Below are 22,245 nucleotides of genomic sequence, written 5' to 3'. Positions count from 1 at the left end.
CGGGTGCCACCTGTTTCAACGGTTGCCGGTGCCGGGGTCGATGGTCGATGTGCCCTGGAAGGCGCGCACCGCATCGATGAGCCGCGTACGCTCGAATTCGGGATGCAGCCGGTAACGCACCAGGTGCTCGCCCACGAAAAGCAGGGTCACCGAGAGCGGTGTCAGCACGTTCGCGAGCAGCGACCAGGCCGAGAAAGGCAGGGTCAGGTACACCACGATCGACGACACCACCACCAGCGCGAAATACACGGTCCAGATGCGGGTGAGCTGCGTGGTGTAGGCCAGCATATGGCCCTTGAGCGGATGCACGCGCTGGGCAAACTGGGTGATCAGCGGCAGGCCGGGCCCGCGCAGCGAAGCGCCGAACCAGCCGCACAGCAAGCCGTTGAGGGCCACGTGCTGGAACACATAGAGCCGGTTTGTGTCGCCCGCCTCACCCAGGAAAACCAGGGCAAAGCCCGCGATGCCGAGCAGCATGGCCGCAACGAAACCCCAACGGCCGAGCTTGCTGGCGGCAAAACCCATGGCGGCCAGCCAGAGCGGGCCGAGCAAGACCACCACCGCCCACGGCTCGGTGGGGTGGAACAGCATCATCCAGTGAGAGAGGCCGGCATAGGTCACTCCCACCAGCAGCAGGAGCGCCAGTCGCCATCGAGACATGGATCAGGAGGCGCTGCGGTGCTGGGCGACGTGGGTCGCGAGCGTGCGCAGCGACTGGAAAATCTGTTGGTTGCGCTCGTCGTCCGAGCGCAACTGGAAGCCGTAGCGCCGGGACACTTCGAGTGCAACTTCGAGAATGTCGATCGAATCGAGGCCCAGGCCTTCGCCGTACAGCGGATCGGTCGGCACGATGTCTTCGGGGGCAACTTCCAGATTGAGCGCGTTCACCAGCAAGACGGCCAACTCTTTTTCAATCGGCGACTGTTCAGGTGAATCGCCAACGGCGGGAATGGGGGGCTGAGCAGTCGATGACAAAAAAAACCTCCTGAAACTTTTTCCGTAACTACCTCGGGGGCCGTGGATTATAGGAGCGCCGCTTGATTAGACTGCCCGCTTCGATACGACCCGGAGCCCTTTATGGCCGACCCCCTTCTGATTGCGCGCCATGACACCACCGAGTGCGCCCTGCTGCCGAGCCTGGCCAATCGCCACGGCCTGATCACCGGCGCCACCGGTACCGGCAAGACGGTCACCCTGCAGACCATCGCAGAAAAGCTCTCGAGCATCGGCGTTCCGGTGTTCATGGCCGACGTCAAGGGCGACCTGACCGGCATGAGCCAGAAAGGCACCATCGGCGACAAGATGGCCGCCATACTGAAGGAACGGGGCATCGAGCTGCCCGGATCGGCGGCCTGCCCCGTCACCCTGTGGGACGTGTTCGGCGAACAAGGCCATCCGGTACGGGCTACGGTTTCCGACATGGGCCCGCTGCTGCTGGGCCGCATGCTCGACGTGAACGAAACCCAGGCCGGCGTGCTGAACCTGGTGTTCAAGATTGCCGACGACAACGGCCTGCTGCTGCTCGACCTGAAAGACCTGCGCGCCATGCTGCAGTACGTGGGCGAGAACGGGAGCCAGTTCACTACCGAATACGGCAACATCAGCGCCGCCAGCGTGGGCGCCATCCAGCGCGGGCTGCTGCAGATCGAAACGCAGGGCGGCGACAAGTTCTTCGGCGAGCCGATGCTCAATATTGCCGACTTCATGCAAACCGTGGGCGGCAAGGGCGTGGTCAATATCCTGGCCGCCGACAAGCTCATGAACTCGCCGCGGCTGTACGCCACCTTTCTGCTCTGGATGCTGTCGGAGTTGTTCGAGCAATTGCCCGAAATCGGCGACCCCGACCAGCCCAAGCTGGCCTTTTTCTTCGACGAAGCCCACCTGCTCTTCAACGAGGCGCCCAAGGCGCTGGTCGAACGCATCGAACTCGTGGTGCGGCTGGTGCGCTCCAAGGGCGTGGGCGTTTATTTCGTGACGCAGAACCCGCTCGACATTCCGGATTCGGTGCTGGCCCAGTTGGGCAACCGCGTGCAGCATGCGCTGCGCGCCTTCACCCCGCGCGACCAGAAGGCCGTGAAAGCCACGGCCACCACCATGCGCCAGAAGCCGGGCCTGGACATCGAAACCGCCATCACCGAGCTTGCGGTGGGCGAGGCGCTGGTGAGCTTTCTCGACGCCAAGGGGCGCCCGAGCGTGACCGAGCGCGTGTTCGTGGTGCCGCCCGGCAGCCAGATCGGCCCCGTCACGCCCGCGCAGCGCCAGGCGGTTATTGCCAATTCGCTCGTCGCTGGCGTGTACGAAAAAACCGTCGACCGCGAATCGGCCTACGAAAAACTCAAGGGCCGCGCCGAAAGCGCACCCGATGCGCCGGCGGCCAAGCCGGGCGCCAAGGATGCGGCCGAATCGCCCGGAGGCGGCAGCATGCTGAACGACCTGCTTTTCGGCAGCACGGGCCCGCGCGGCGGCAAACGCGACGGCCTGGTGCAAACCATGGCCAAGTCGGCGGTGCGGACCATGGGCACCTCGGTGGGCAAGGAAATCTTGCGCGGCGTGCTGGGTGGCATCTTCGGCGCCAAGAAGCGCTGAGCCGGTGCGGGCCGGCCCGCCCGCCCGCTCAGTTCACCACCGGAGCAGGCGCGGCCCGAGCAAGGCGCCCAGGACCACCGGCACCGCAATGCCGCTGACGTACCAGACCGCAAGGAACGGTGCCGTCAGTTCCATGCAGTGCAGCGCGTAGACGGCGGCGCCCACCCCGCCCGCCAACCCGCCGGCGGCCGCACCGGCCAGCGCCGGCCGCGTCGGGGCCAGGCTCCTCAACGCCAGCAGTGCCGCCGCGAAGACGGGCAGCGCCATGAGACCGATGCTGACCGCGCAGATGCGCCACGACTCGCCCATGAGCAGCGGCATGCGTTCTTCGGCCGGCGCGTTGAACCACGACATGGCCGCCATCACCCACACCGCCAGCACCGGCACGGCAACGCCGAGCCAAGCGCGCCGCACCTGCACGCCCGGACGCGCGAGGCGCTGCACCATCACGAAGGCCGCCGCCGCAATGCACAGCGGAAACAGCACCTTGACCCAGAACATCGGCCAGAACATGGCCTGCACCAGATCGCGGCGCACCCCGTATTCAGCGAACAGAATGGCAAACGACAGCGGCACGCCCGCCAACAGCGCCAGGGCCAGGCGCCGGCCCGTGGCGCGGCGCGGCGTGGGCGCGGCGCCGGTGGCCAGCATGGCGACGAGATCGTCGGTTTTCATGGTGCCTTGCTCCTGAGTCTGGCCGCGAGGGCCTTCAGGCCGCGGTGAATGCCAACCTTCACGGCCGATTCGGACATGCCGGTCAGGCTCGCCGTCTCGGCCACTGAAAGGCCTTCGAGCTTCACGTGCACGATTGGCAGGCGCTGGCGCTCCGGCAGCGTCTGCAGCAGACCGCCGAGGTCCCGGCGCGCGTCGCTGGCGTCGATGGCCGATTCGGCGAACACGGCCAGGTCGTCGTCCAGCGGGTCATGCAGCGCCTCGCGCACGGACTTGGCGCGCAGCAGGTCGATCATCTTGTAGCGCGCAATCGCATGCACCCATGCCGTCAGCGGCTGGTCGCTCTGGTAGGTATGGCGCTGGTTGTGCATGGCGAGCAGGCATTCCTGAACAAGGTCTTCCACTTCATCGGGCCAGCCGAAAAGGCGCTTGCCCAGAAAGGCGCGCAGATGCGCGCTGAGTTTTTGCAGGAATTCGCGATAAGCCGCTGCGTCGCCAGCGAGGCCGCGCAGGAACAGGCTCCGCAGCGCCGCCTCGGCATCGCTCATTCGCGTCCTGCTGTCCATTGTGTTTCGTGCCATCGGACCGGCTGGTTACAGCCCTTTCAAAAAAAGGTTCCGCCGGATTGTGCCGTTCCCGGCGGCGGCGCTGGGCTCCGTCCTGGGCTAAGCTTGTCCGAACCCACGGAAGGAGCATCCCATGCAACCTGCCACTTCATGCCTTTCGGTCGCTGAACAGCCCGCGGCCCGGATCTGAGACGCCTATGCTGGCCGGGCTGGTTTCTCACCCCTGGGCCTATCCGGCGCTGGAGGCGGTGCATATCGTCGGCATCGCACTGCTGTTCGGCGGGCTGCTGGTGTTCGAATTGCGCGTGCTCGGTGTTGGCCGGGAGTTGCCTCAAAGGCAATTGGCCCGCGTGACGCTGCTGCCGGCGCTCGTCGGCTTCGGGCTGTGCGCCGCCACCGGCCTCACGATGTTTTCCACGCAGGCTGGCGAACTGCTGGCGAATTCCGCCTTTCGGATCAAGCTTGTCCTCATTGTCCTGGCGGGCGCCAATGCCGCCTGGTTCCACGCTCGAGGCGGCCTTGCCGCCACCGGCCCAATGGCCAGGCTGCAATGCCTGCTGTCGCTGGGGTTTTGGCTCGCTGTCATCATCTGCGGGCGTTGGATTGCCTACGTCTGAGCAAGGAGATCGAGATGATTCAAAGACGCTTGTTCGTTGCCGGTTCCATGGGCCTGGCCCTGCCCGCCTGGGCGCACCATGGCTGGAGCAGTTTCGACCAGGACCGACCGCTCTATCTGGAGGGGCGCGCGACCAAGGTCATGTGGCGCAACCCGCATGGCGAGCTGGAGCTGGAGCTTCCCGAGAACCCGACACTGCCGCCCGACCTGAAGCAGCGCCCGCTGCCCAAGCAAAGCACGGCCGTCGACGGCCCCGGGCTGCTGGCCAAGGCGCAGTTGCCGACACGGCGCGACCGCAAGTGGCTGATCGAGCTGGCGCCCCTCACGCGTCTGCAGGCCTGGGGTGTGGACGAGATCAAGCCCGGCACGCCCGTCGCGGTGCTGGGCTTCACCTTCACCGGCGAAAAAGGCGACCCGGTGCTGCGCGCCGAATACCTGTTCGTCGGCGGCAAGACCTACGGCCTGCGCTCCTCGCCCGCCTGAACGGCGCGCCACCGGTCGCGGCGCAATGGCCGCGGCCATCTGCGGCATTGACGACATTCGCGCCCTGCTTGCCAGCCGCGCGAGTGATCGGTACATTGCATTTTTTGAGGGCCTCCAATGTCCGCAGATAGCACAGCGACCTCTTCCAAGATTCCCGAGGTTCCCGAGGTTCCCGAGATTCCCACGATCCCCGCCGTCCCCGCGACTTCAGCGATCCCCGTCTCGCCCTTTCCCCCGCTTCACCCCTCGTCGTCGACCGGCCATATCCGGCTGACCTCCCATGCAGGCGGCTTCGGCGCACTGCCCATCCGATGGGGCGCCGCCACCGCCACCGAGCGCGGGCCCGTGGTCGGCACGACCACCAAGCGGGCGCACCGCAACGTCATCGGCACGCACAGCGGTTCGTACAGCGTCTACCGTGCGCTTGCCGTGGCTGCAGGCGCCCTCAAGCGCGAGCACAAGGCCGACCTGACCAACACCGCGCCGACCGACGTGATCGGCCCCTACCCGCAATGGAGCGAACCGGGGCGCATCGTCTCGCTCGACCCCTGGGGCGCGCTGGTGGCCGATGTGTTTTCCACCGAGCTGGCGGCGGGCTACGACATCCGCCCGACCATTGCCATCACCAAGGCGCATGTGATCCTGCCCGAGGTGATCGAGGCGCTGCAAAGCGGGCGGCTCAAGGCCGACGGCCACTTTCTCACCACCGGCGGCGCCGCGATGGTAACCAAGGCCGCCATCGAACCCGTGTGGTACCTGCCCGAGGTGGCGCGGCGCTTCGGCTGCTCCGAAACCGACCTGCGCCGCACGCTGTTCGAGGAAACCGGCGGCATGTACCCCGAGCTTGTCACGCGTTCCGACCTCGAAGTGTTTTTGCCACCCATCGGCGGACAGACGCTCTACATCTTCGGCAACCCGCGCGACCTCGCCAACCCGGAGGTGGAGCTCACCGCGCGCATCCACGACGAGTGCAACGGCTCCGACGTGTTCGGCTCCGACATCTGCACTTGCCGCCCCTACCTCACGCACGCCATCGAGGAATGCATCCAGGGCGCGCAGCGCGGCGGCGTCGGCCTTATCGCCTATTCGCGCAAGGAAGGCCGCGCGCTCGGCGAAGTGACCAAGTTCCTGGTCTACAACGCGCGCAAGCGGCAGGTGGGCGGCGACACGGCCGACCAGTATTTCGCGCGCACCGAATGCGTGGCCGGCGTGCAGGACATGCGCTTCCAGGAGCTGATGCCCGACGTCTTCCACTGGCTCGGCATCAAGAAAATCCATCGGCTCGTGTCGATGAGCAACATGAAGTTCGACGCCATTACCGGCTCCGGCATCGAGATCGGCGAGCGCGTGAACATTCCGGACGAATTGATTCCGGCCGACGCCCGCGTCGAGATGGACGCCAAGATGGCGGCCGGCTACTTCACGCCCGGCCCGGTGCCGGACGCAGAGGAACTGAAAAAGGCCAAGGGCCGGGGATTGAGCGAATGAGCAGCACGAGCGACAACACGACCAACAGCAGCAAATACCTGCCCGCCGACGGTTCGGGCAACCTCCCGCCGGGCAGCGCGGGCGACATCGATCCGGCGATCGAGTTCGCGCCCGATACCGGCCATGCCGCGGGCGCCGCCACCCTGCTTCGCACCACCGGCGCCATCCGGCAGCGCGCGGCCGCCCTGCTCGCGCGCGCGCGAAGCGGCGAGTCGCAATGGTTCCGCATCGGCGGAGACAACGCGCTGGACGACGCAGCCCGCGCCGTGGCCGAGGTGACGCGCGAACGCTATCCCTGGGACACCATTCCGTATCACAGCCGCTGGCGGCACTTCGAGGCCGGTGGCGTCGACCGGCTGAAGCAGCTCGATGCGCTGCTCGGCAAGGGCGTCGATGCGCGGCAGCGTGCCCGCGCGCACATCGACCTGGTGCTGGTGAGCGTGCTGCTCGATGCCGGGGCCGGCCCCGACTGGCACTACACCGAGCCGGCCACGGGCCAGCGCTTCACGCGCTCCGAAGGCCTGGGCGTGGCGAGTTTCCATGCCTTCACGAGCGGACTGTTCTCCTCCGACCCCGACCATCCGCTGCAAGCCGATGCGGCCGGCCTGCGCGGCCTCGTGACCGACCGGCTCGGCGATGCATTCCAGGTCAGCGACGTCAACCCGCTGGTGGGCCTTGCCGGCCGCACGGTGCTGCTGCGCCGGCTCGGCGAAGCGATGAGCGAACAACCCGAAACTTTCGGCGACGACGGGCGGCCCGCCGGCATGTTCGATGCGCTGGTCGCCCCATTCGGCGCCGCAGCGCCGCCCACGGCCGAGATCACCGCGCACCAGATCCTCTCACTGCTGCTCGAAACGCTCTCCCGCATCTGGCCCTCGGCCAACGCCATCGACAGCATCGCGGCCGATGGCAGCGACACCACGGGCGGCATCGGTTCGAGCGACCCGGCGCTCGCGCTCGGCGACTGCTGGCGCCACAGCGCGGTGCGCGGTCCCGGCCTCACCAACGGCTGGATGCCGTTCCACAAGCTGTCGCAATGGCTCACCTATTCGCTGCTCGAGCCCTTCGAGTGGGCGGGCGTGAAGGTGCGCCAGCTCGATGCGCTCACCGCCCTGCCCGAATACCGCAACGGCGGCCTCCTGATCGACAGCGGCGTGATCGTGCCGAAAGACCCGGCGTCTCTTTCGCGCGTCTGGAAAGCCGGGGACGAGTTCATCGTGGAATGGCGCGCGCTCACCGTGGCGCTGCTCGACGAACTGGCGCCGCGCGTGCGCAAGATGCTCGACCGCACCGAAGAAGAATTGCCGCTGGCCTGCGTGCTCGAGGGCGGCACCTGGGCCGCCGGCCGCGCGCTGGCACAGCGCTTGCGTGACGGAGCACCACCGCTGCAGATCGAGAGCGACGGCACCGTCTTTTAGACTCCCGGATCCAGCAACGCTAGAAAAAATCAAATGAGCAACGTCCATCTCGTCGACCACCCCCTCGTCCAGCACAAGCTCACGCTGATGCGCCGCAAGGACGCCTCCACCAACAGCTTCCGCCGGCTCCTGAACGAAATCAGCATGCTCATGGCCTACGAGGTCACGCGCGACATGCCGATGCAGGACATCGAAGTGGAGACCCCGCTCGAGACCATGCAGGCCAAGGTCATCGACGGCAAGAAGCTGGTGCTGGTGTCCATCCTGCGCGCGGGCACCGGCATTCTGGACGGCATGCTCACCGTGGTGCCCGGCGCACGCGTCGGCCACATCGGCCTGTACCGCGACCCCAAGACGCTGACCGCGGTCGAGTACTACTTCAAGATGCCCGGCGAAATGGAGAACCGCGACGTGATCGTGGTCGACCCGATGCTGGCCACCGGCAACTCGGCGGTGGCTGCGGTCGAGCGCCTGAAAGAGCTGAACCCGAAATCGATCAAGTTCGTCTGCCTGCTCACCTGCCCCGAAGGCATTGCGACCATGCAGAAGGCCCACCCCGACGTGCCGATCTACACCGCCGCGATCGACCGCGAACTGAACAGCCACGGGTACATCCTGCCGGGCCTGGGCGACGCGGGCGACCGCATCTTCGGCACCAAGTAAGGTCCCGACGGCCGCCACGCTGTCTCTCGGGCAGCAACAAGAAGATTTTCATACCTCGAGGAGAAACACCGTGACAGCACGCCGTCAGTTGATCATTCGTTCGGTCGCCATTGCCGCAGCGTTTGCGGCCGGTGCACCCGGCCCTGCGCTGGCGCAGGCCAAGCTCAAGGTGGCGGCGGTGTACACCGTGCCCTTCGAGCAGCAATGGGTGGGCCGCATCCACAAGGCGCTGAAGGCCGCCGAGGCGCGCGGCGAGATCGAATACAAGGCCACCGAGAACGTCAGCAACGCCGACTACGAGCGCGTGATGCGCGAGTACGCCACGGGCGGCAACCAGCTGATCCTGGGCGAAGTGTTCGGCGTGGAAGCGGCGGCGCGCAAGGTCGCGAAAGACTTTCCCAAGGTCGCCTTTCTCATGGGCTCGTCGCTCAAGCCGCAGGCGCCCAACTTCAGCGTGTTCGACAACTACATCCAGGAGCCGGCGTATCTCTCCGGCATGGTGGCCGGCGGCATGACCAAGAGCAACCGCATCGGCATGGTCGGCGGCTTCCCGATTCCCGAAGTGAACCGGCTCATGAACGCCTTCATGGCGGGCGCGAAGGAAACCAACCCCAAGGTCGAATTCAGCGTGAGCTTCATCAACAGCTGGTTCGATCCGCCGAAGGCCAAGGAGGCGGCTTTCGCGATGATCGACAAGGGGGCCGACGTGATGTACGCCGAGCGCTTCGGCGTCTCGGACGCGGCCAAGGAAAAAGGCAAGCTCGCCATCGGCAACGTGATCGACACGCAGGCGCAGTACCCCGACACGGTGGTGGCTTCTGCGCTGTGGAACTTCGAGCCCTCGGCCGATCGCGCGATCAAGCTGGTGAAGGAAGGCAAGTTCACCGCCGAAGACTACGGCGTTTACTCGACCATGAAGCACAAGGGCTCCGAGCTCGCGCCGCTCGGCACGTTCGAGAAGAAGGTGCCGGCCGACATCGTCGCCAAGGTCAAGGCCAAACAGGCCGACATCCTGTCGGGCAAGGTCACCATCAAGGTCGACGACTCGCAGCCCAAATCGACCGCGAAGTGAAGGGAGCGATGACGATGCGCTGGCGTTCTCTTCTTGCGGCCGGCGTGCTCGCCCTCGGTCTGGCGGGTTGTGCCGGTGTCTACAAGCCCGGCGGTGCCAACATCGGCGGCGCCCGCCTGGACGACACGCCGCGCATTGCGGTGATCTCGGCCTTCGAGCCTGAACTCAAGCTGTTGCTCGGGCGCCTGCAAGGGCCCGCCAAGCACAGCGTCAACGGCGTCGAGTTCACCACCGGCACGCTCGAAGGCAAGCCGGTCGTGCTGTTCCTCTCCGGCATCAGCATGACGAATGCGACCATGAACACGCAGGTCGTGCTCGACCGGTTCCGCATCACCAGCATCGTGTTCAGCGGTATCGCGGGCGGCGTGAATCCGCAGCTGCACGTGGGCGACGTCACGGTGCCCGCGCAGTGGGGCCAGTACCTCGAAGTGCTGATGGCGCGCGAAACCGCGCCGGGCAAGTTCGCCGCCCCGGCCTTCATCACCGACGCGAAAATGCCCAACTTCGGGATGATGCATCCGCGCCCTGTCGAGGTGCGATCGGCCGCGAAACCGGGCATCGAACGCAAGTTCTGGTTCGAGGCCGATCCGAAGATGCTCGAGGTGGCACGCAGCATCCGCAATGTCGACCTGGCGAACTGCAGCGCCGGCAAGTGCCTGGCGCGCAAGCCCCAGCTCGTCGTCGGCGGCAATGGTGTCTCAGGCCAGGCCTTCATGGACAACAAGGCGTATCGCGAATACACCTTCAAGACCTTCCAGGCCAACGTGCTCGACATGGAAACCGCGGCCGTGGGCATGGTGGCCTACAGCAACGGCGTGCCCTACATCGCCTTCCGCTCGCTCAGCGATCTCGCGGGCGGCGGCGAAGGCGAGAACGAGATGGGCACCTTCATGGGCATTGCAGCCGACAACTCGGCCAAGGTCATGCTGGCATTCCTGGCTGCGTGGAAGTGATTGGCGCCACTGTTCTGCGCCTCCGGGGCATCACCAAGCGTTTCGGCACCCTCATCGCCAACGACACCATCTCCCTCGACCTGCAGGCCGGCGAGATGCTCGCGCTGCTGGGCGAGAACGGCGCGGGCAAGTCGACGCTGATGTCCATCCTGTTCGGCCACTACGTCGCGGACGAAGGCAGCATCGAGGTGTTCGGCGCGCCATTGCCGCCGGGCAATCCGAAGGCCGCGCTGGCCGCGGGCGTGGGCATGGTGCACCAGCACTTCACGCTGGCCGACAACCTCAGCGTGCTCGACAACGTGATGATGGGCACCGAGCCGCTCTGGCGCATGTTCTCGCGCCGAGCGGCTGCGCGCATCCGCCTGCTCGAGGTGGCACAGCGCTTCGGCCTGCCGGTGCAACCCGACGCGAAGATCGGCAGCCTTTCGGTCGGCGAGCGGCAACGCGTCGAGATATTGAAGGCGCTGTACCGCGGCGCGCGCATCCTCATCCTCGACGAACCGACCGCCGTGCTGACGCCGCAGGAAAGCGAAGCGCTGTTCGCCACGCTCGCGCAGATGGTGGGGCAAGGCCTCTCGGTGATCTTCATCAGCCACAAGCTCGGCGAGGTGCTGCGCGTGTCGCAGCGTATTGCGGTGCTGCGCGGCGGCAAGCTGGTGGCAGAGGCCCGTACCACCGACACCACGCAGGCGCAGCTCGCGCTCTGGATGGTCGGTCATGCAGTCGAGGCGCCGCAGCGGCGGCCCGCCAAATCGGTGGGCGACGCGGTCTGCGTGCTCGACCATGTGAGCACCGCATTGGCCAAGGACGGCGGGCAAGGCCATTCAGGCGCCCTTCGCGAGGTGTCGCTGACGCTGCGCGCCGGAGAAATCACGGCCATCGCGGGCGTCTCGGGCAACGGACAGGTCGCGCTGGCCGAGCTGCTCTGCGGCACGCGCCGCGCCGTCTCGGGCACTGCGCAATTGATGGGGCGGGCGCTGCCGCCCTCGCCCGCCCGGCTGGTGCAGCGCGGCGTCGCACGCATTCCTGAAGACCGGCATGCCGTCGGCGTGATCGGCGACCTGCCGGTGTGGGAAAACGCGGTGTCCGAGCGGCTGCGCAGCCCGGTCTTCTCGCGCTGGTCCGTGTTCGTGCGGCGCGCGGCCGCCCGGCTGCATGCCCGCCGCATCGAAAAAGCATACGACGTACGTGGCGCCGGCCTGATGGCACCGGCCCGCTCGCTCTCCGGCGGGAACATGCAGAAACTGATCCTCGGCCGCGCTCTGCTCGCGCCCGAGCAGGCGGAAGACGCCGACAACAAGAAATACCCGAACCGCGCGCCGCGCCTCATCGTGGCGCACCAGCCGACCTGGGGCCTCGACATCGGCGCAGTCGCCTATGTGCAGCAGCAACTCGTCGCCGCGCGCGATGCCGGCGCTGCGGTGCTGGTGATTTCCGACGACCTCGACGAAGTGCTGGCGCTCGGCGACCGCGTGGCGGTGATGCATGGCGGCCACCTCGGCGAAGCGCGCCCGGCCGCGGCCTGGACGCGCGAAGCCATCGGGCTGGCGATGGCCGGCGCCACGGCGCCGCAGCAGCTGCAACCACGCACGGGAGCCGCCCCATGATGCGGCTCGAACGACGCCATGAGGCATCGCGCGCCGCGCTGGTGCTCGCGCCCATCGGCGCGGTGGTGTTCACCATGGTGGTGAGCGCACTGCTCGTGCTCTGGGCCGGCGCGCCGGTCGGCCGCACCTATGCGCTGTTGCTGCAGGGCGGCTTCGGCTCGGTGTTCGCCTGGAGCGAGACGCTGACCCGCGCCGTGCCGCTGATCCTCACCGGGCTGGCGGCGACGGTCGCCTTCAAGGCACGGCTTTTCAACATCGGCGCCGAGGGCCAGTTATTTGCCGGCGCCCTCGCCGCCGTGGCCGTGGGCGGCATGCACGGCGGCACAGGTTTCGAGTTCTCGCCCTGGCTGCTGTTCCCGCTGATGATGCTGGCCGCCGCCGTGGCGGGCGCCCTGCTGCTGCTCGGCCCGGCGTTGATGAAGAACAAGCTCGGCGTCGACGAGGTGGTGACCACGCTGCTGATCAACTTCATCGTGCTGCTCGGCGTTTCGGCGCTGCTCGACGGGCCGATGAAAGACCCGACCGCCATGGGCTGGCCGCAGAGCGTGTCGCTGCAGCCCGACCTGGAACTCGGCAAGCTCGTTGCCCAGACGCGCGTGCACACCGGTTTGCTCTGGGCCGTGTCGCTCGCGGTGACGGTGTGGGCGATCTTCAAGTACACGGTGCTGGGTTTCGACATTCGCGCGGTCGGAGCCAATGCACGCGCGGCCGAATTCGCCGGCGTGCCGGTGACGCGCACCGTCGTGATGGTGGCGCTGCTCTCGGGCGCACTGGCCGGGCTCGCGGGAGCCATCGAAGTGGCGGGCCGCACCAGCTACGTCACGCTCGACATGTCGCCGGGCTATGGCTACACCGGCATCGTGATCGCAATGCTCGCAGGCCTGCATCCGCTCGGCGTGATCGCCGCGGGCGTGTTCGTGGCGGGCGTGCTGGTCGGTGCCGACACCATGAGCCGTGCAGTGGGCGTGCCGACCTACATCGCCGACGTGATCGTTGCGGCCTCGCTGATTGCGGTGCTGGTGGCGACGCTGCTGACGCAATACCGGGTGCGGATGAAATGACCGACCTGCTCGACATCCTCGCCAACCCCGCCTTCTGGGTCGCGGTGCTGCGCATCGCCACGCCGCTGATCCTCGGCACGCTCGGGGTGCTGCTGTGCGAACGCGCGGGCGTGCTCAACCTGGGCATCGAAGGGATCATGGTCGCGGGCGCCTTCACCGGATGGCTCGCGGTGTATGCCGGTGCGCCGCTGTGGGTCGGCGTCGGCGTGGCCGCGCTCACGGGCATGGTGTTCGGGCTGCTGCACGCCTTTCTTACGGTGGGCCTTGCGCTGTCGCAACACGTCTCGGGGCTGGGCATCACGTTGCTGGCTACTGCGCTCAGCTACTTCGGCTACCGCGTGAGTTTTCCGAAGGTCAACACGCCGCCCACCATCACGCCTTTCGCACCGATGGAGTGGCTGCCGGTGCCCATACTGAACGCGCAGACATCGCTCACCCTGTTCGCGCTACTGCTGGTGCCGGCCCTGGCCTGGGTGCTCTACCGCACCCCGCTGGGCTTGGCGCTACGCATGGTCGGCGAGAACCCGCAGGCGGCCGAGAGCCAGGGCGTGTCGGTCGCGGCCACGCGCACCGGGGCCATCGTCGCCGGTTCGGCGCTGATGGGCGCCGCGGGTTCATTCCTCACGCTCTCTGCCTTCAACGCCTTCTTTTTCAACATGGTGAACGGCCGTGGCTGGATCTGCGTGGCGCTGGTGGTGTTCGCCTCGTGGCGGCCCGGCAAGGCCCTGCTTGGCGCGCTGCTGTTCGCATTCTTCGACGCGCTGCAGCTGCGGCTGCAACAATCGGGCGATGCCGTGCTGCCCTACCAGTTGTACCTGATGCTGCCGTACCTGCTGTCGATCCTCGCGCTGGTGCTGGTGGCGCGCAAGGCCAGCTATCCGCAGGCGCTGATGAAGCCTTATCGCAAGGGGGAGCGCTGATGACCACCTGGAGAACCGCGGTGCGCAAGACGCTGCTCACCGCCCTGATTTCCTTGTGCGGTGCAGGCGCACATGCACTAGGCAGCGACTACAGCTACGACACCTTCAAGACGCCCGACTCCGTCAGTTGGGTGCAGCTGTGCGGCACCTGGGGCAAGAACCACCAGGGCACGTACCGCGTGGTCCACGCCGACCAGTACGCCCAGTCCTTCCTCTATGTGCAGTGGATGGCGCGCGATGCGAACGGCGGCCTGCATGCCGCGCACACGGTAGCGATTGCAGAGCTCGACAACGACCATGCCGAGATCGCGCTCACCGACCTCACCTGCCGCGCCACGCCGCGCGGCATCGTGGTGACGGCGAAAGCGGAGTCCGGGCATGATGACAAGCTGCGCCGCGTAACCATCGAGGTCGGGCCGGCGGCGGGGCAATACCGCTATCGCGCGCAGCGCACGCGCTGAACGCCAGGCAACCGACGTCAAGAAAACTTCCCACGATGCTCGACCTCCTCATCACCAACGCCACCCTCCCCGACGGCCGCACCGGCATGTCGATCGCCGTGCAGGGGGGCCGCATCGCCGAAGTCACTGCGGGCCTCGATGCACCGGCGCACGAGAAGCTCGACACGCAAGGCCTGCTGCTCGCGCCGCATTTCGTCGACCCGCACTTCCATATGGATGCCACGCTGAGCTACGGCCTGCCGCGCGTCAACGAAAGCGGCACGCTGCTCGAAGGCATTGCGCTGTGGGGTGAACTCAAGCCGCTGCTCACGGCCGATGCGCTGATCGAGCGCGCGCTGGCGTATTGCGACTGGGCGGTTGCAAAGGGGCTGCTGGCCATCCGTTCGCATGTGGACACGAGCGACCCGGGCCTGCTCGCCGTGGACGCGCTGCTCGAGGTCAAGCGCCAGGTCGCGCCGTACCTCGACCTGCAACTCGTTGCCTTTCCGCAGGATGGCGTGCTGCGTTCGCCGGGCGGGGTCGACAACCTGAAGCGCGCGCTCGACAAGGGCGTGGACGTGGTCGGCGGCATTCCGCATTTCGAGCGCACCATGGCCGATGGCGCGGCCAGCGTCAAGCTGCTGATGGAGCTTGCGGCGGAGCGCGGCAAGCTGGTCGACATGCATTGCGACGAATCGGACGACCCGCTCTCGCGCCACATCGAAACACTCTCGGCCGAAACCTGGCGCCTGGGCATGCAGGGCCGCGTGACGGGCTCGCACTGCACCTCGATGCATTCGATGGACAACTACTACGTGAGCAAGCTGCTGCCGCTCATCGCACAGAGCGGCGTCAGCGTCGTTTCGAACCCGCTCATCAACATCACGCTGCAAGGCCGCCACGACACCTATCCGAAGCGGCGCGGCATGACGCGCGTGCCCGAGCTGATGGCTGCGGGCGTGAACGTCGCCTTCGGCCACGACTGCGTGATGGATCCGTGGTACGGCATGGGCTCGGGCGACATGCTCGAAGTTGCGCACATGGGCCTGCACGTGGCGCAGATGACCAGCCAGCCCGGCATCCGCCAATGCTTCGACGCGGTGACCACGAATGCCGCGCGCGTGATGCATCTGGAGAACTACGGCCTCGAGGCGGGCTGCGACGCGAGCTTTGTGCTGCTGCAGGCGCGCGACCCGGTCGAGGCGATCCGGCTGCGCGCCACCCGGCTCAAGGTGTTTCGCAAGGGGCGGTTGCTGGCGGAAACACCTGCGGCCACGGCCGCGCTGCACCTTCCGGGCCGTGGCGGCCAGACGAACTGGATGATTCCGAAGGCCTGAGCCTGGGCGCCCCGCGATCCCTGCTCGCCAGGTTCAGCGGCCGATGTCCAGGTCGCACCACATGTGGACCTTGGCCAGCAGTTCGTCGTCGACCGCAATGGCAAGCGGCTCCACGCCGAAGACCTGAAAACCGCAGCGCTCGTACAGCGCCTGCGCGGTGCGGTTGCCTTCAGTCACGGTGAGTTGCACCAACCGCAGCCGTTCGACCGCGCGGGCATGCGCCAGAACCGCAAACACCAGCCGACGGCCGAAACCGGCGCGGCGCGCTGAAGCGGCCACCGTCATTCCGAAAAGCGTGGCCTTGTGGCGTGCGCGCTGCCGCGTTTCGAGGCTCAACCCCGCCGCGCCCACCAGCATGCCTGTGTCGTCGAAAGCCCCATAGACCACGCTGGCTTCGCTTGTGCCAGCGCCCAGCCGTTCGTCCCACCAGCGAAGCGGCAGGCCCGCGCGCTCTTCCACGGTGGTAGTGAATGCGCTCGGATGCGTGGCGTATGCGTCGAGCATCAGGTCGCGGTAGGCCGCGGCATCGGCTGCCGCCAGGCGGCGAACGGCGTTGTGGTCGTTTTCTTCAGAAGCGGACACAGACGGATTGCCTTTCCTGCAGCACGGCCTCCTGGCCGAAACGCTGCCTGTAGGTGCCGATGATGCCGGCGATGGCAGCGTCGTCTTTAGAACTGCGCGGATGCAGCAGCACCACGAGCTTCGAGGGCTCTCGCACCACGCTGCCCGAGGCGCCGCGCCACTGTCCCGCGGCATCGATCACCGTGAGGCCCTTCGGAAAGGCGGGCGTCACGACCGTATCGAGGAACGCGGTCCACTGCGCATCGGACACCTGTCCGCCAGCGGGGATGGCACGGCCGAAATACAGCGTGTCGCGCTCGAAGGCTTCGAAGCCCGCGGCGCAAGCCCTCGAGGGCTCAGGCGCAGATGGCAATGCGCCGCACCCGACGAGGATGATGGCAACCGTTGCCACAGCGACCGCCAGGCGCAAGCGGGTGACGACCTGGGGCATGGCGCAGCTCACTGGGTGCGTGGGTTTCAGGCCTCGGGCGCGATGGCCTCGGCGTACTCGTAAAGCGCGCCCAGGATTTCTTCGCCCCGCTCGTCCGCGGTTTCGGACAGTGCATCGACTTCGCTGAACAGCATTTCAATGGTGCGCACCCCGCCCTCGCCCTTGAAAAGCCGCGCGACGCGCAGCGCCTCCCAGCGTTCGGCCTCCTCGGCGCTGAGCATCTCGGGCCAGTTGCGCGCGCGATAGCGAAAGAGAATTTCCTCGAGGCGCCCGTCATCGAAACCGGTGCGATCCTTGGCGAGCTCCTCGGGCGACAGCGCGCGCAGCTGGTTCAGCCGCCGCCGGTCGGCGTTGCCGACGAAGCCGCCGTAGAGGTCTTCGTCGACATCGGGCGTGGCCTCCTTGGGCCGGGCGTACACCTGCGACCAGATCGCGCTCATATCGGGCAGGTCGCGCGCAATGGCCGCATGGCGCATGGCCGCGTCGAGATCGACGTTCCAGCGCTCGGCCATGGCGGGCGCCAGCGTGCGCAGGTTACCGACCACCATCGGCGACTTGTTGAGATGAATGCCCTTCACCGGCAGGCGGACCACGCCTTCGGGTAGATCCGCGGTGCGCGTGAACAGGCGCAGGCGCAAGGTCTCGACATCGAGGTCGCGCAGCTCGCTGGGGTCATGGGCCAGGTCCCAGGCGATCAGTTCGTTTTTATTGGTCGGATGGCTCGCGAGCGGCCACATCACGCCGAGGCACCCGCGTTCGACCGGGAACATGCCCGACACGTGCAGGAAAGGCCGAGCCGTTTCCCGCATGGCCGGCAAGCCAAGTTCGCTGGCCACGCGGTCTTTCTTGTGCAGGCCGAAGGCGAACTCGAACAGCTTGGGCTGGCGGTCGCGAATCAGCCGCGCCAGCGCGATGGTGGCGCGCACGTCGGACAACGCATCGTGCGCCGATTCATGCAGCAGGCCGTTGGCGCGCGCCAGGTCTTCGAGCTTGAAGCTGGGCTTGCCGTCTTCCTTCTTCGGCCACTCGATGCCGTCAGGGCGCAGCGCATAGGTCAGGCGCACCACGTCGAGCAGGTCCCAGCGGCCGCAATCGTTCTGCCATTCGCGGGCGTACGGATCGATGAGGTTGCGCCAGAACAGGAAGCGCGTGACCTCGTCGTCGAAGCGGATGGTGTTGTAGCCCACGCCGATGGTGCCGGGCTGCGAGAAAGCCTTCTCGACCTGCGCGGCGAAGAGGTGTTCGGGAATGCCGCGCTCCAGGCAGATCTGCGGCGTGATGCCGGTGATCAGGCAGGCCTCAGGGCTGGGCAGATAGTCGGGCGCCGGCTTGCAATAGACCATCAGCGGCTCGCCGATCTCGTTCAGCTCGGCGTCGGTGCGGATGGCGGCGAACTGCGAGGGCCGGTCGCGGCGCGGCACGGCACCGAAGGTTTCGTAGTCGTGCCAGAGAAAGGTGTGGTTCATTCAGAGCAAGGGAGAGAACAATCGTGCAATCGCGTCGCCGAGGCGGCGCCAGAAACTCTGCGGCCGATGGGCTCGCACCGCGCCGGAGCTGTGGAGGTCGGTCTCGAACTGCGCGGCCAGCGGGCGCGCCAGCTCGGGGCCGTAGACCACCGCGCTCACCTCGAAATTGAGCCGGAAGCTGCGGTTGTCGAAATTCGCGGTACCGATCATCGCGCAATGGTCGTCGACCACCAAGGTCTTGGAGTGCAGCATGCGCGCCTTGTACTCCCACACCTTGACGCCGGCCGCAATCAGCTCGTCGAAGTAGGAGCGCGCGGCCGCGCTCACAATGGCCGAATCGCTGCGGCGCGGCACCAGAAGGCGCACGTCGACGCCGCGCAGCGCCGCGCTGGTGAGGGCCATCATGGCAGGCTCGCCGGGCACGAAGTACGGCGTGGTGAGCCAGGCGCGCTCGCTGGCCGAATGAATGGCTTCCACGTGCATGCGGTGGATAGGTTCCAGCATGTTGTCGGGGCCGCTGGTCACGATCTGCACGGGAATGTCGCCGGCTGCTACCTGCGGCAGCATGGCGCCCATCAGGTGGTCGATATTGCGGAGATCTTCGCCCGTGGCGTAGGTCCAGTCTTCGAGGAAGGTGGTCTGGAGCCAGCGCACGGCGCTGCCCTCGATGCGCAGGTGCACGTCGTGGTACGCATCGGGCCGCGTGCGCTTGTCTTCCTCGTCGGTGATGTTCACGCCGCCGGTAAAGCCCACGCGGCCGTCGCACACCACGATCTTGCGGTGGGTGCGGTAGTTGGTCACCGGGCGCAGGCGCCGGCCGATGCGCGTGTCGTGGAAAAGCGCCACCTGCACGCCCGCGGCATGCAGCGGCGCCATGAACTTGCGGCCGATGCGCTTGGAACCCAGCGCGTCGAGCAGAAGGCGCACCGCCACGCCCTGCCGGGCGCGTTCCACCAGCAGATCACGCAGCGCCGTGCCGATCTTGTCGGGCTCGAAGATGTAGTACTCGAGATGAATGTGGTCGCGCGCCGCGCGCACGGCATCGAAGATGGCGTCGAAGGTGCGCGCGCCGCCCGAAAGCAGTTCCACGCCCGTGGCGCTGGAAACCGGCAGCCCGCAGGCCGCGGTGCCCAGCCGCGCCATCTGCTGCAGCGCCGGCGGTGCGTTCTGGGCCGCGTCGCGCAGGCGCGCCAGGTCGGCCTGCGTGTGCGCACTGGCGCGGCTGCGCAAGCGCTTGACGCGCTGCTTGCGCAGGCGCTGCGGCCCCAGGAAGTAATAGATGACAAAGCCCGCAAACGGCAACAGCGCGAGCGACAGGATCCAGCTCATGGTGGACACCGGCGCACGCTTCTGCATCACGATCCAGACCGACAGTACGGCGATATAGCCGCTCCAGGCCAAAGAGAGGCCGGTTTTCCATTCCTGACTGAGCTCGGGGAGGATCAAAGTAAAACTGCGTACGGGGTAAGTTCCGGCCCCAAAAGAAAAAGCCGGCAGCGAATGCTACCGGCCTTTTCAGTGTTGCCAGAAATACGGCGGAACCGGCCTTGCCGGCCCCGCTTTAGCCTGCGGCGGCTTCCTCGGCTTCAGGCTTGGACTTGCCTTCCTTCTTCGGCAGCGGCTGGATGTCCAGCTGCACTTCGCCCTTGTCGTCGATGTCGACCGACAGGCGGCCGCCGTCGATGAGGCGTCCGAACAGCAGCTCGTCGGCCAGCGCACGACGGATCGTGTCCTGGATCAGGCGCTGCATCGGGCGCGCGCCCATCAGAGGGTCGAAGCCCTTCTTCGCCAGGTGCTTGCGCAAGGCGTCGCTGAACGTGACGTCGACCTTCTTCTCTGCCAGCTGCGTTTCGAGCTGGAGCAGGAATTTGTCGACCACGCGCAGGATGATCTGCTCATCGAGCGCCTTGAAGCTCACGGTCGCGTCCAGGCGGTTGCGGAACTCCGGCGTGAACAGGCGCTTGATATCGGCCATTTCGTCGCCCGCCTGACGCGGGTTGGTGAAGCCGATGGTCGCCTTGTTCATGGTCTCGGCACCCGCATTGGTGGTCATCACGATGATCACGTTGCGGAAGTCGGCCTTGCGTCCGTTGTTGTCCGTCAGGGTGCCGTGGTCCATGACCTGCAGCAGCACGTTGAAGATGTCCGGATGCGCCTTCTCGATTTCGTCGAGCAGCAGCACCGCGTGCGGCTTCTTCGTGATGGCTTCGGTCAGCAGGCCGCCCTGGTCGAACCCGACGTAGCCCGGGGGGGCGCCGATCAGGCGGCTCACCGCATGGCGCTCCATGTACTCCGACATGTCGAAGCGGATCAGCTCGATGCCCATGATGTAGGCGAGCTGCTTGGCCGCTTCAGTCTTGCCGACGCCGGTGGGGCCGCTGAACAGGAACGAGCCGATCGGCTTGTCTTCGCGGCCGAGGCCCGAACGCGCCATCTTGACAGCCGAAGCCAGCACCTCGAGCGCCTTGTCCTGGCCGAACACCACGCTCTTCAGGTCGCGTTCGATGGTCTGCAGCTTGCCGCGGTCGTCGTTGCTGACGTTGGCCGGGGGAATGCGCGCGATCTTTGCGACAATGTCCTCGACCTCGGCCTTGCTGATGGTCTTCTTGCGCTTGTTCGCCGGCAGGATGCGCTGCGCAGCGCCGGCCTCGTCAATCACGTCGATGGCTTTGTCAGGCAGATGGCGGTCGTTGATGTACTTGGCGCTCAGCTCCGCCGCGGCCTGCAGGGCAGCCACCGCGTACTTCACGCCATGGTGCTCTTCGAAGCGCGACTTCAGGCCCTTCAGGATATCGACGGTTTCCTGCACCGTCGGCTCGACCACGTCGACCTTCTGGAAGCGGCGCGACAGGGCCGCGTCTTTTTCGAAGATGCCGCGGTACTCGGTGAAGGTGGTGGCGCCGATGCACTTGAGCTGGCCGCTCGAGAGCGCCGGCTTGAGCAGGTTCGACGCGTCGAGCGTGCCGCCCGAGGCCGCGCCCGCACCGATGAGGGTGTGGATCTCGTCGATGAACAGGATGGCGTTCGGCTTGTCCTTGAGCGACTTGAGCACGCCCTTCAGGCGCTGCTCGAAATCGCCGCGGTACTTGGTGCCGGCCAGCAGCGCGCCCATGTCGAGCGAGTAGACCTGCGCCTCGGCCAGGATTTCAGGCACGTCGCTCTGCGTGATACGCCATGCCAGGCCTTCGGCGATGGCCGTCTTGCCCACGCCGGCCTCACCCACCAGGAGCGGGTTGTTCTTGCGCCGGCGGCAGAGAATCTGGATGACGCGCTCGACCTCGTATTCGCGGCCGATCAGCGGATCGATCTTGCCGTCCTTGGCGAGCTGGTTCAGGTTCTGCGTGAACTGCTCGAGAGGCGAGGCCTTCTCGTTCTTTTCGCCGCCGCCCTCTTCGCCTTCGCCCGAAGACGATTCGCTGCTGCCCTTGACGGCCTCGGGCGGATCGCTCTTCTTGATGCCGTGGGCAATGAAGTTCACCACGTCGAGGCGGGTTACGCCCTGCTGGTGGAGGTAGTACACCGCATGCGAGTCTTTCTCGCCGAAGATTGCGACCAGCACGTTGGCGCCGGTGACTTCCTTCTTGCCGTTGCCGGTGGACTGCACATGCATGATGGCGCGCTGGATCACGCGCTGGAAACCCAGTGTGGGCTGGGTGTCTACATCGTCGGTACCCGCCACCTGGGGCGTGTTGTCCTTGATGAAGTTGGTGAGCGACGCCCGCAGGTCGTCGACGTTGGCCGAGCAGGCGCGCAGAACCTCTGCGGCGCTCGGGTTGTCCAGCAAAGCGAGCAACAGATGCTCCACGGTGATGAACTCGTGGCGCTGCTGCCTGGCCTCGACGAAGGCCATGTGCAAGCTGACTTCCAGTTCCTGGGCAATCATGT

The 22,245-nt window shown here is 66.7% G+C and carries 22 protein-coding genes; 13 read left to right on the top strand and 9 right to left on the bottom strand.

Going from position 1 to position 22,245, the window contains the following annotated elements; translation table 11 throughout:
* Positions 1-15: 15 nt before the first annotated feature.
* Both ABIC94_RS04705 and ABIC94_RS04700 read right to left on the bottom strand, forming a co-directional pair.
* The gene (locus ABIC94_RS04705) at positions 16-660 is read right to left on the bottom strand and encodes a hypothetical protein (RefSeq protein WP_354371699.1); all 645 of its coding nucleotides are present in this window, start codon (positions 658-660) and stop codon (positions 16-18) included.
* A gap of 3 nt (positions 661-663) precedes the next feature.
* Positions 664-975, bottom strand: a complete 312-nt coding sequence (locus tag ABIC94_RS04700; RefSeq protein ID WP_055796895.1) for a phosphopantetheine-binding protein — start codon at positions 973-975, stop codon at positions 664-666.
* 102 nt (positions 976-1,077) lie between these two features.
* Between ABIC94_RS04700 and ABIC94_RS04695 the strand changes: the two genes are divergently transcribed.
* On the top strand, positions 1,078-2,586 hold the full coding sequence (locus ABIC94_RS04695) for a helicase HerA-like domain-containing protein (RefSeq protein WP_354371696.1): 1,509 nt from the start codon (positions 1,078-1,080) through the stop codon (positions 2,584-2,586).
* Between the two features lie 33 nt (positions 2,587-2,619).
* Here ABIC94_RS04695 and ABIC94_RS04690 read toward each other — a convergent pair whose 3' ends face one another.
* Together ABIC94_RS04690 and ABIC94_RS04685 are read right to left on the bottom strand one after the other, a co-directional pair.
* Positions 2,620-3,261, bottom strand: a complete 642-nt coding sequence (locus ABIC94_RS04690; RefSeq protein ID WP_354371694.1) for a DUF1109 domain-containing protein — start codon at positions 3,259-3,261, stop codon at positions 2,620-2,622.
* Positions 3,258-3,839 (bottom strand): sigma-70 family RNA polymerase sigma factor, encoded by a 582-nt coding sequence (locus ABIC94_RS04685; protein WP_436317934.1) that lies wholly within the window; start codon positions 3,837-3,839, stop codon positions 3,258-3,260. The genes ABIC94_RS04690 and ABIC94_RS04685 overlap by 4 nt, the downstream gene beginning before the upstream one ends.
* A 182-nt stretch (positions 3,840-4,021) precedes the next feature.
* Between ABIC94_RS04685 and ABIC94_RS04680 the strand changes: the two genes are divergently transcribed.
* The 12 genes from ABIC94_RS04680 to ABIC94_RS04625 all read left to right on the top strand — a co-directional run bounded on the left by ABIC94_RS04680 (position 4,022) and on the right by ABIC94_RS04625 (position 15,882).
* Positions 4,022-4,441 (top strand): hypothetical protein, encoded by a 420-nt coding sequence (locus ABIC94_RS04680; RefSeq protein ID WP_354371692.1) that lies wholly within the window; start codon positions 4,022-4,024, stop codon positions 4,439-4,441.
* Between the two features lie 14 nt (positions 4,442-4,455).
* Entirely contained in the window at positions 4,456-4,923 is a 468-nt protein-coding gene (locus ABIC94_RS04675; RefSeq protein WP_354371690.1) for a DUF6152 family protein, read from the top strand.
* Positions 4,924-5,040: 117 nt separating this feature from the next.
* Positions 5,041-6,411, top strand: coding sequence for a GTP cyclohydrolase II (locus ABIC94_RS04670; protein WP_354371688.1), 1,371 nt, complete (start codon positions 5,041-5,043; stop codon positions 6,409-6,411).
* The gene (locus tag ABIC94_RS04665; protein WP_354371686.1) at positions 6,408-7,829 is read left to right on the top strand and encodes a URC4/urg3 family protein; all 1,422 of its coding nucleotides are present in this window, start codon (positions 6,408-6,410) and stop codon (positions 7,827-7,829) included. Before ABIC94_RS04670 ends, ABIC94_RS04665 begins: the two co-directional genes overlap by 4 nt.
* Before the next feature lie 33 nt (positions 7,830-7,862).
* Positions 7,863-8,492: a uracil phosphoribosyltransferase gene (gene upp / locus ABIC94_RS04660; RefSeq protein WP_021007470.1), complete on the top strand. Its 630-nt coding sequence runs from the start codon at positions 7,863-7,865 to the stop codon at positions 8,490-8,492.
* A gap of 70 nt (positions 8,493-8,562) precedes the next feature.
* Complete coding sequence (locus tag ABIC94_RS04655) at positions 8,563-9,564, top strand: BMP family protein (RefSeq protein WP_354371684.1); 1,002 nt, start codon at positions 8,563-8,565, stop codon at positions 9,562-9,564.
* 8 nt (positions 9,565-9,572) lie between these two features.
* The gene (locus ABIC94_RS04650) at positions 9,573-10,517 is read left to right on the top strand and encodes a 5'-methylthioadenosine/S-adenosylhomocysteine nucleosidase (RefSeq protein ID WP_354371682.1); all 945 of its coding nucleotides are present in this window, start codon (positions 9,573-9,575) and stop codon (positions 10,515-10,517) included.
* A complete protein-coding gene (locus ABIC94_RS04645; protein ID WP_354371680.1) occupies positions 10,514-12,124 on the top strand; it encodes an ABC transporter ATP-binding protein in 1,611 nt (536 codons plus the stop codon). Before ABIC94_RS04650 ends, ABIC94_RS04645 begins: the two co-directional genes overlap by 4 nt.
* Complete coding sequence (locus tag ABIC94_RS04640) at positions 12,124-13,185, top strand: ABC transporter permease (RefSeq protein WP_354372030.1); 1,062 nt, start codon at positions 12,124-12,126, stop codon at positions 13,183-13,185. The genes ABIC94_RS04645 and ABIC94_RS04640 overlap by 1 nt, the downstream gene beginning before the upstream one ends.
* Positions 13,182-14,105, top strand: a complete 924-nt coding sequence (locus tag ABIC94_RS04635) for an ABC transporter permease (RefSeq protein ID WP_354371678.1) — start codon at positions 13,182-13,184, stop codon at positions 14,103-14,105. The genes ABIC94_RS04640 and ABIC94_RS04635 overlap by 4 nt, the downstream gene beginning before the upstream one ends.
* The gene (locus ABIC94_RS04630; RefSeq protein ID WP_354371676.1) at positions 14,105-14,566 is read left to right on the top strand and encodes a hypothetical protein; all 462 of its coding nucleotides are present in this window, start codon (positions 14,105-14,107) and stop codon (positions 14,564-14,566) included. Before ABIC94_RS04635 ends, ABIC94_RS04630 begins: the two co-directional genes overlap by 1 nt.
* A gap of 35 nt (positions 14,567-14,601) precedes the next feature.
* A complete protein-coding gene (locus ABIC94_RS04625) occupies positions 14,602-15,882 on the top strand; it encodes an amidohydrolase family protein (protein WP_354371674.1) in 1,281 nt (426 codons plus the stop codon).
* 33 nt (positions 15,883-15,915) lie between these two features.
* Here the strand turns inward: ABIC94_RS04625 and ABIC94_RS04620 are convergent, their stop codons facing one another.
* The 5 genes from ABIC94_RS04620 to clpA all read right to left on the bottom strand — a co-directional run bounded on the left by ABIC94_RS04620 (position 15,916) and on the right by clpA (position 22,243).
* Positions 15,916-16,464: a GNAT family N-acetyltransferase gene (locus ABIC94_RS04620; RefSeq protein WP_354371672.1), complete on the bottom strand. Its 549-nt coding sequence runs from the start codon at positions 16,462-16,464 to the stop codon at positions 15,916-15,918.
* Positions 16,451-16,894, bottom strand: a complete 444-nt coding sequence (locus ABIC94_RS04615; RefSeq protein WP_354371670.1) for a DUF3574 domain-containing protein — start codon at positions 16,892-16,894, stop codon at positions 16,451-16,453. The genes ABIC94_RS04620 and ABIC94_RS04615 overlap by 14 nt, the downstream gene beginning before the upstream one ends.
* A 26-nt stretch (positions 16,895-16,920) precedes the next feature.
* On the bottom strand, positions 16,921-18,360 hold the full coding sequence (sbcB, locus tag ABIC94_RS04610) for an exodeoxyribonuclease I (RefSeq protein ID WP_354371668.1): 1,440 nt from the start codon (positions 18,358-18,360) through the stop codon (positions 16,921-16,923).
* Positions 18,361-19,806 (bottom strand): cardiolipin synthase, encoded by a 1,446-nt coding sequence (gene cls / locus ABIC94_RS04605; RefSeq protein WP_354371666.1) that lies wholly within the window; start codon positions 19,804-19,806, stop codon positions 18,361-18,363.
* A 115-nt stretch (positions 19,807-19,921) separates the two neighbouring features.
* Positions 19,922-22,243 (bottom strand): ATP-dependent Clp protease ATP-binding subunit ClpA, encoded by a 2,322-nt coding sequence (clpA, locus tag ABIC94_RS04600; RefSeq protein WP_354371664.1) that lies wholly within the window; start codon positions 22,241-22,243, stop codon positions 19,922-19,924.
* Positions 22,244-22,245: the final 2 nt, after the last annotated feature.

Source organism: Variovorax paradoxus (assembly GCF_040544635.1).
In the GTDB taxonomy this organism is placed as follows: Bacteria; Pseudomonadota; Gammaproteobacteria; order Burkholderiales; family Burkholderiaceae_C; genus Variovorax; species Variovorax paradoxus_R.
The sequence above is the reverse complement of the archived record's forward strand: the minus strand, read 5'-3'. Positions and strand labels throughout refer to the sequence as shown.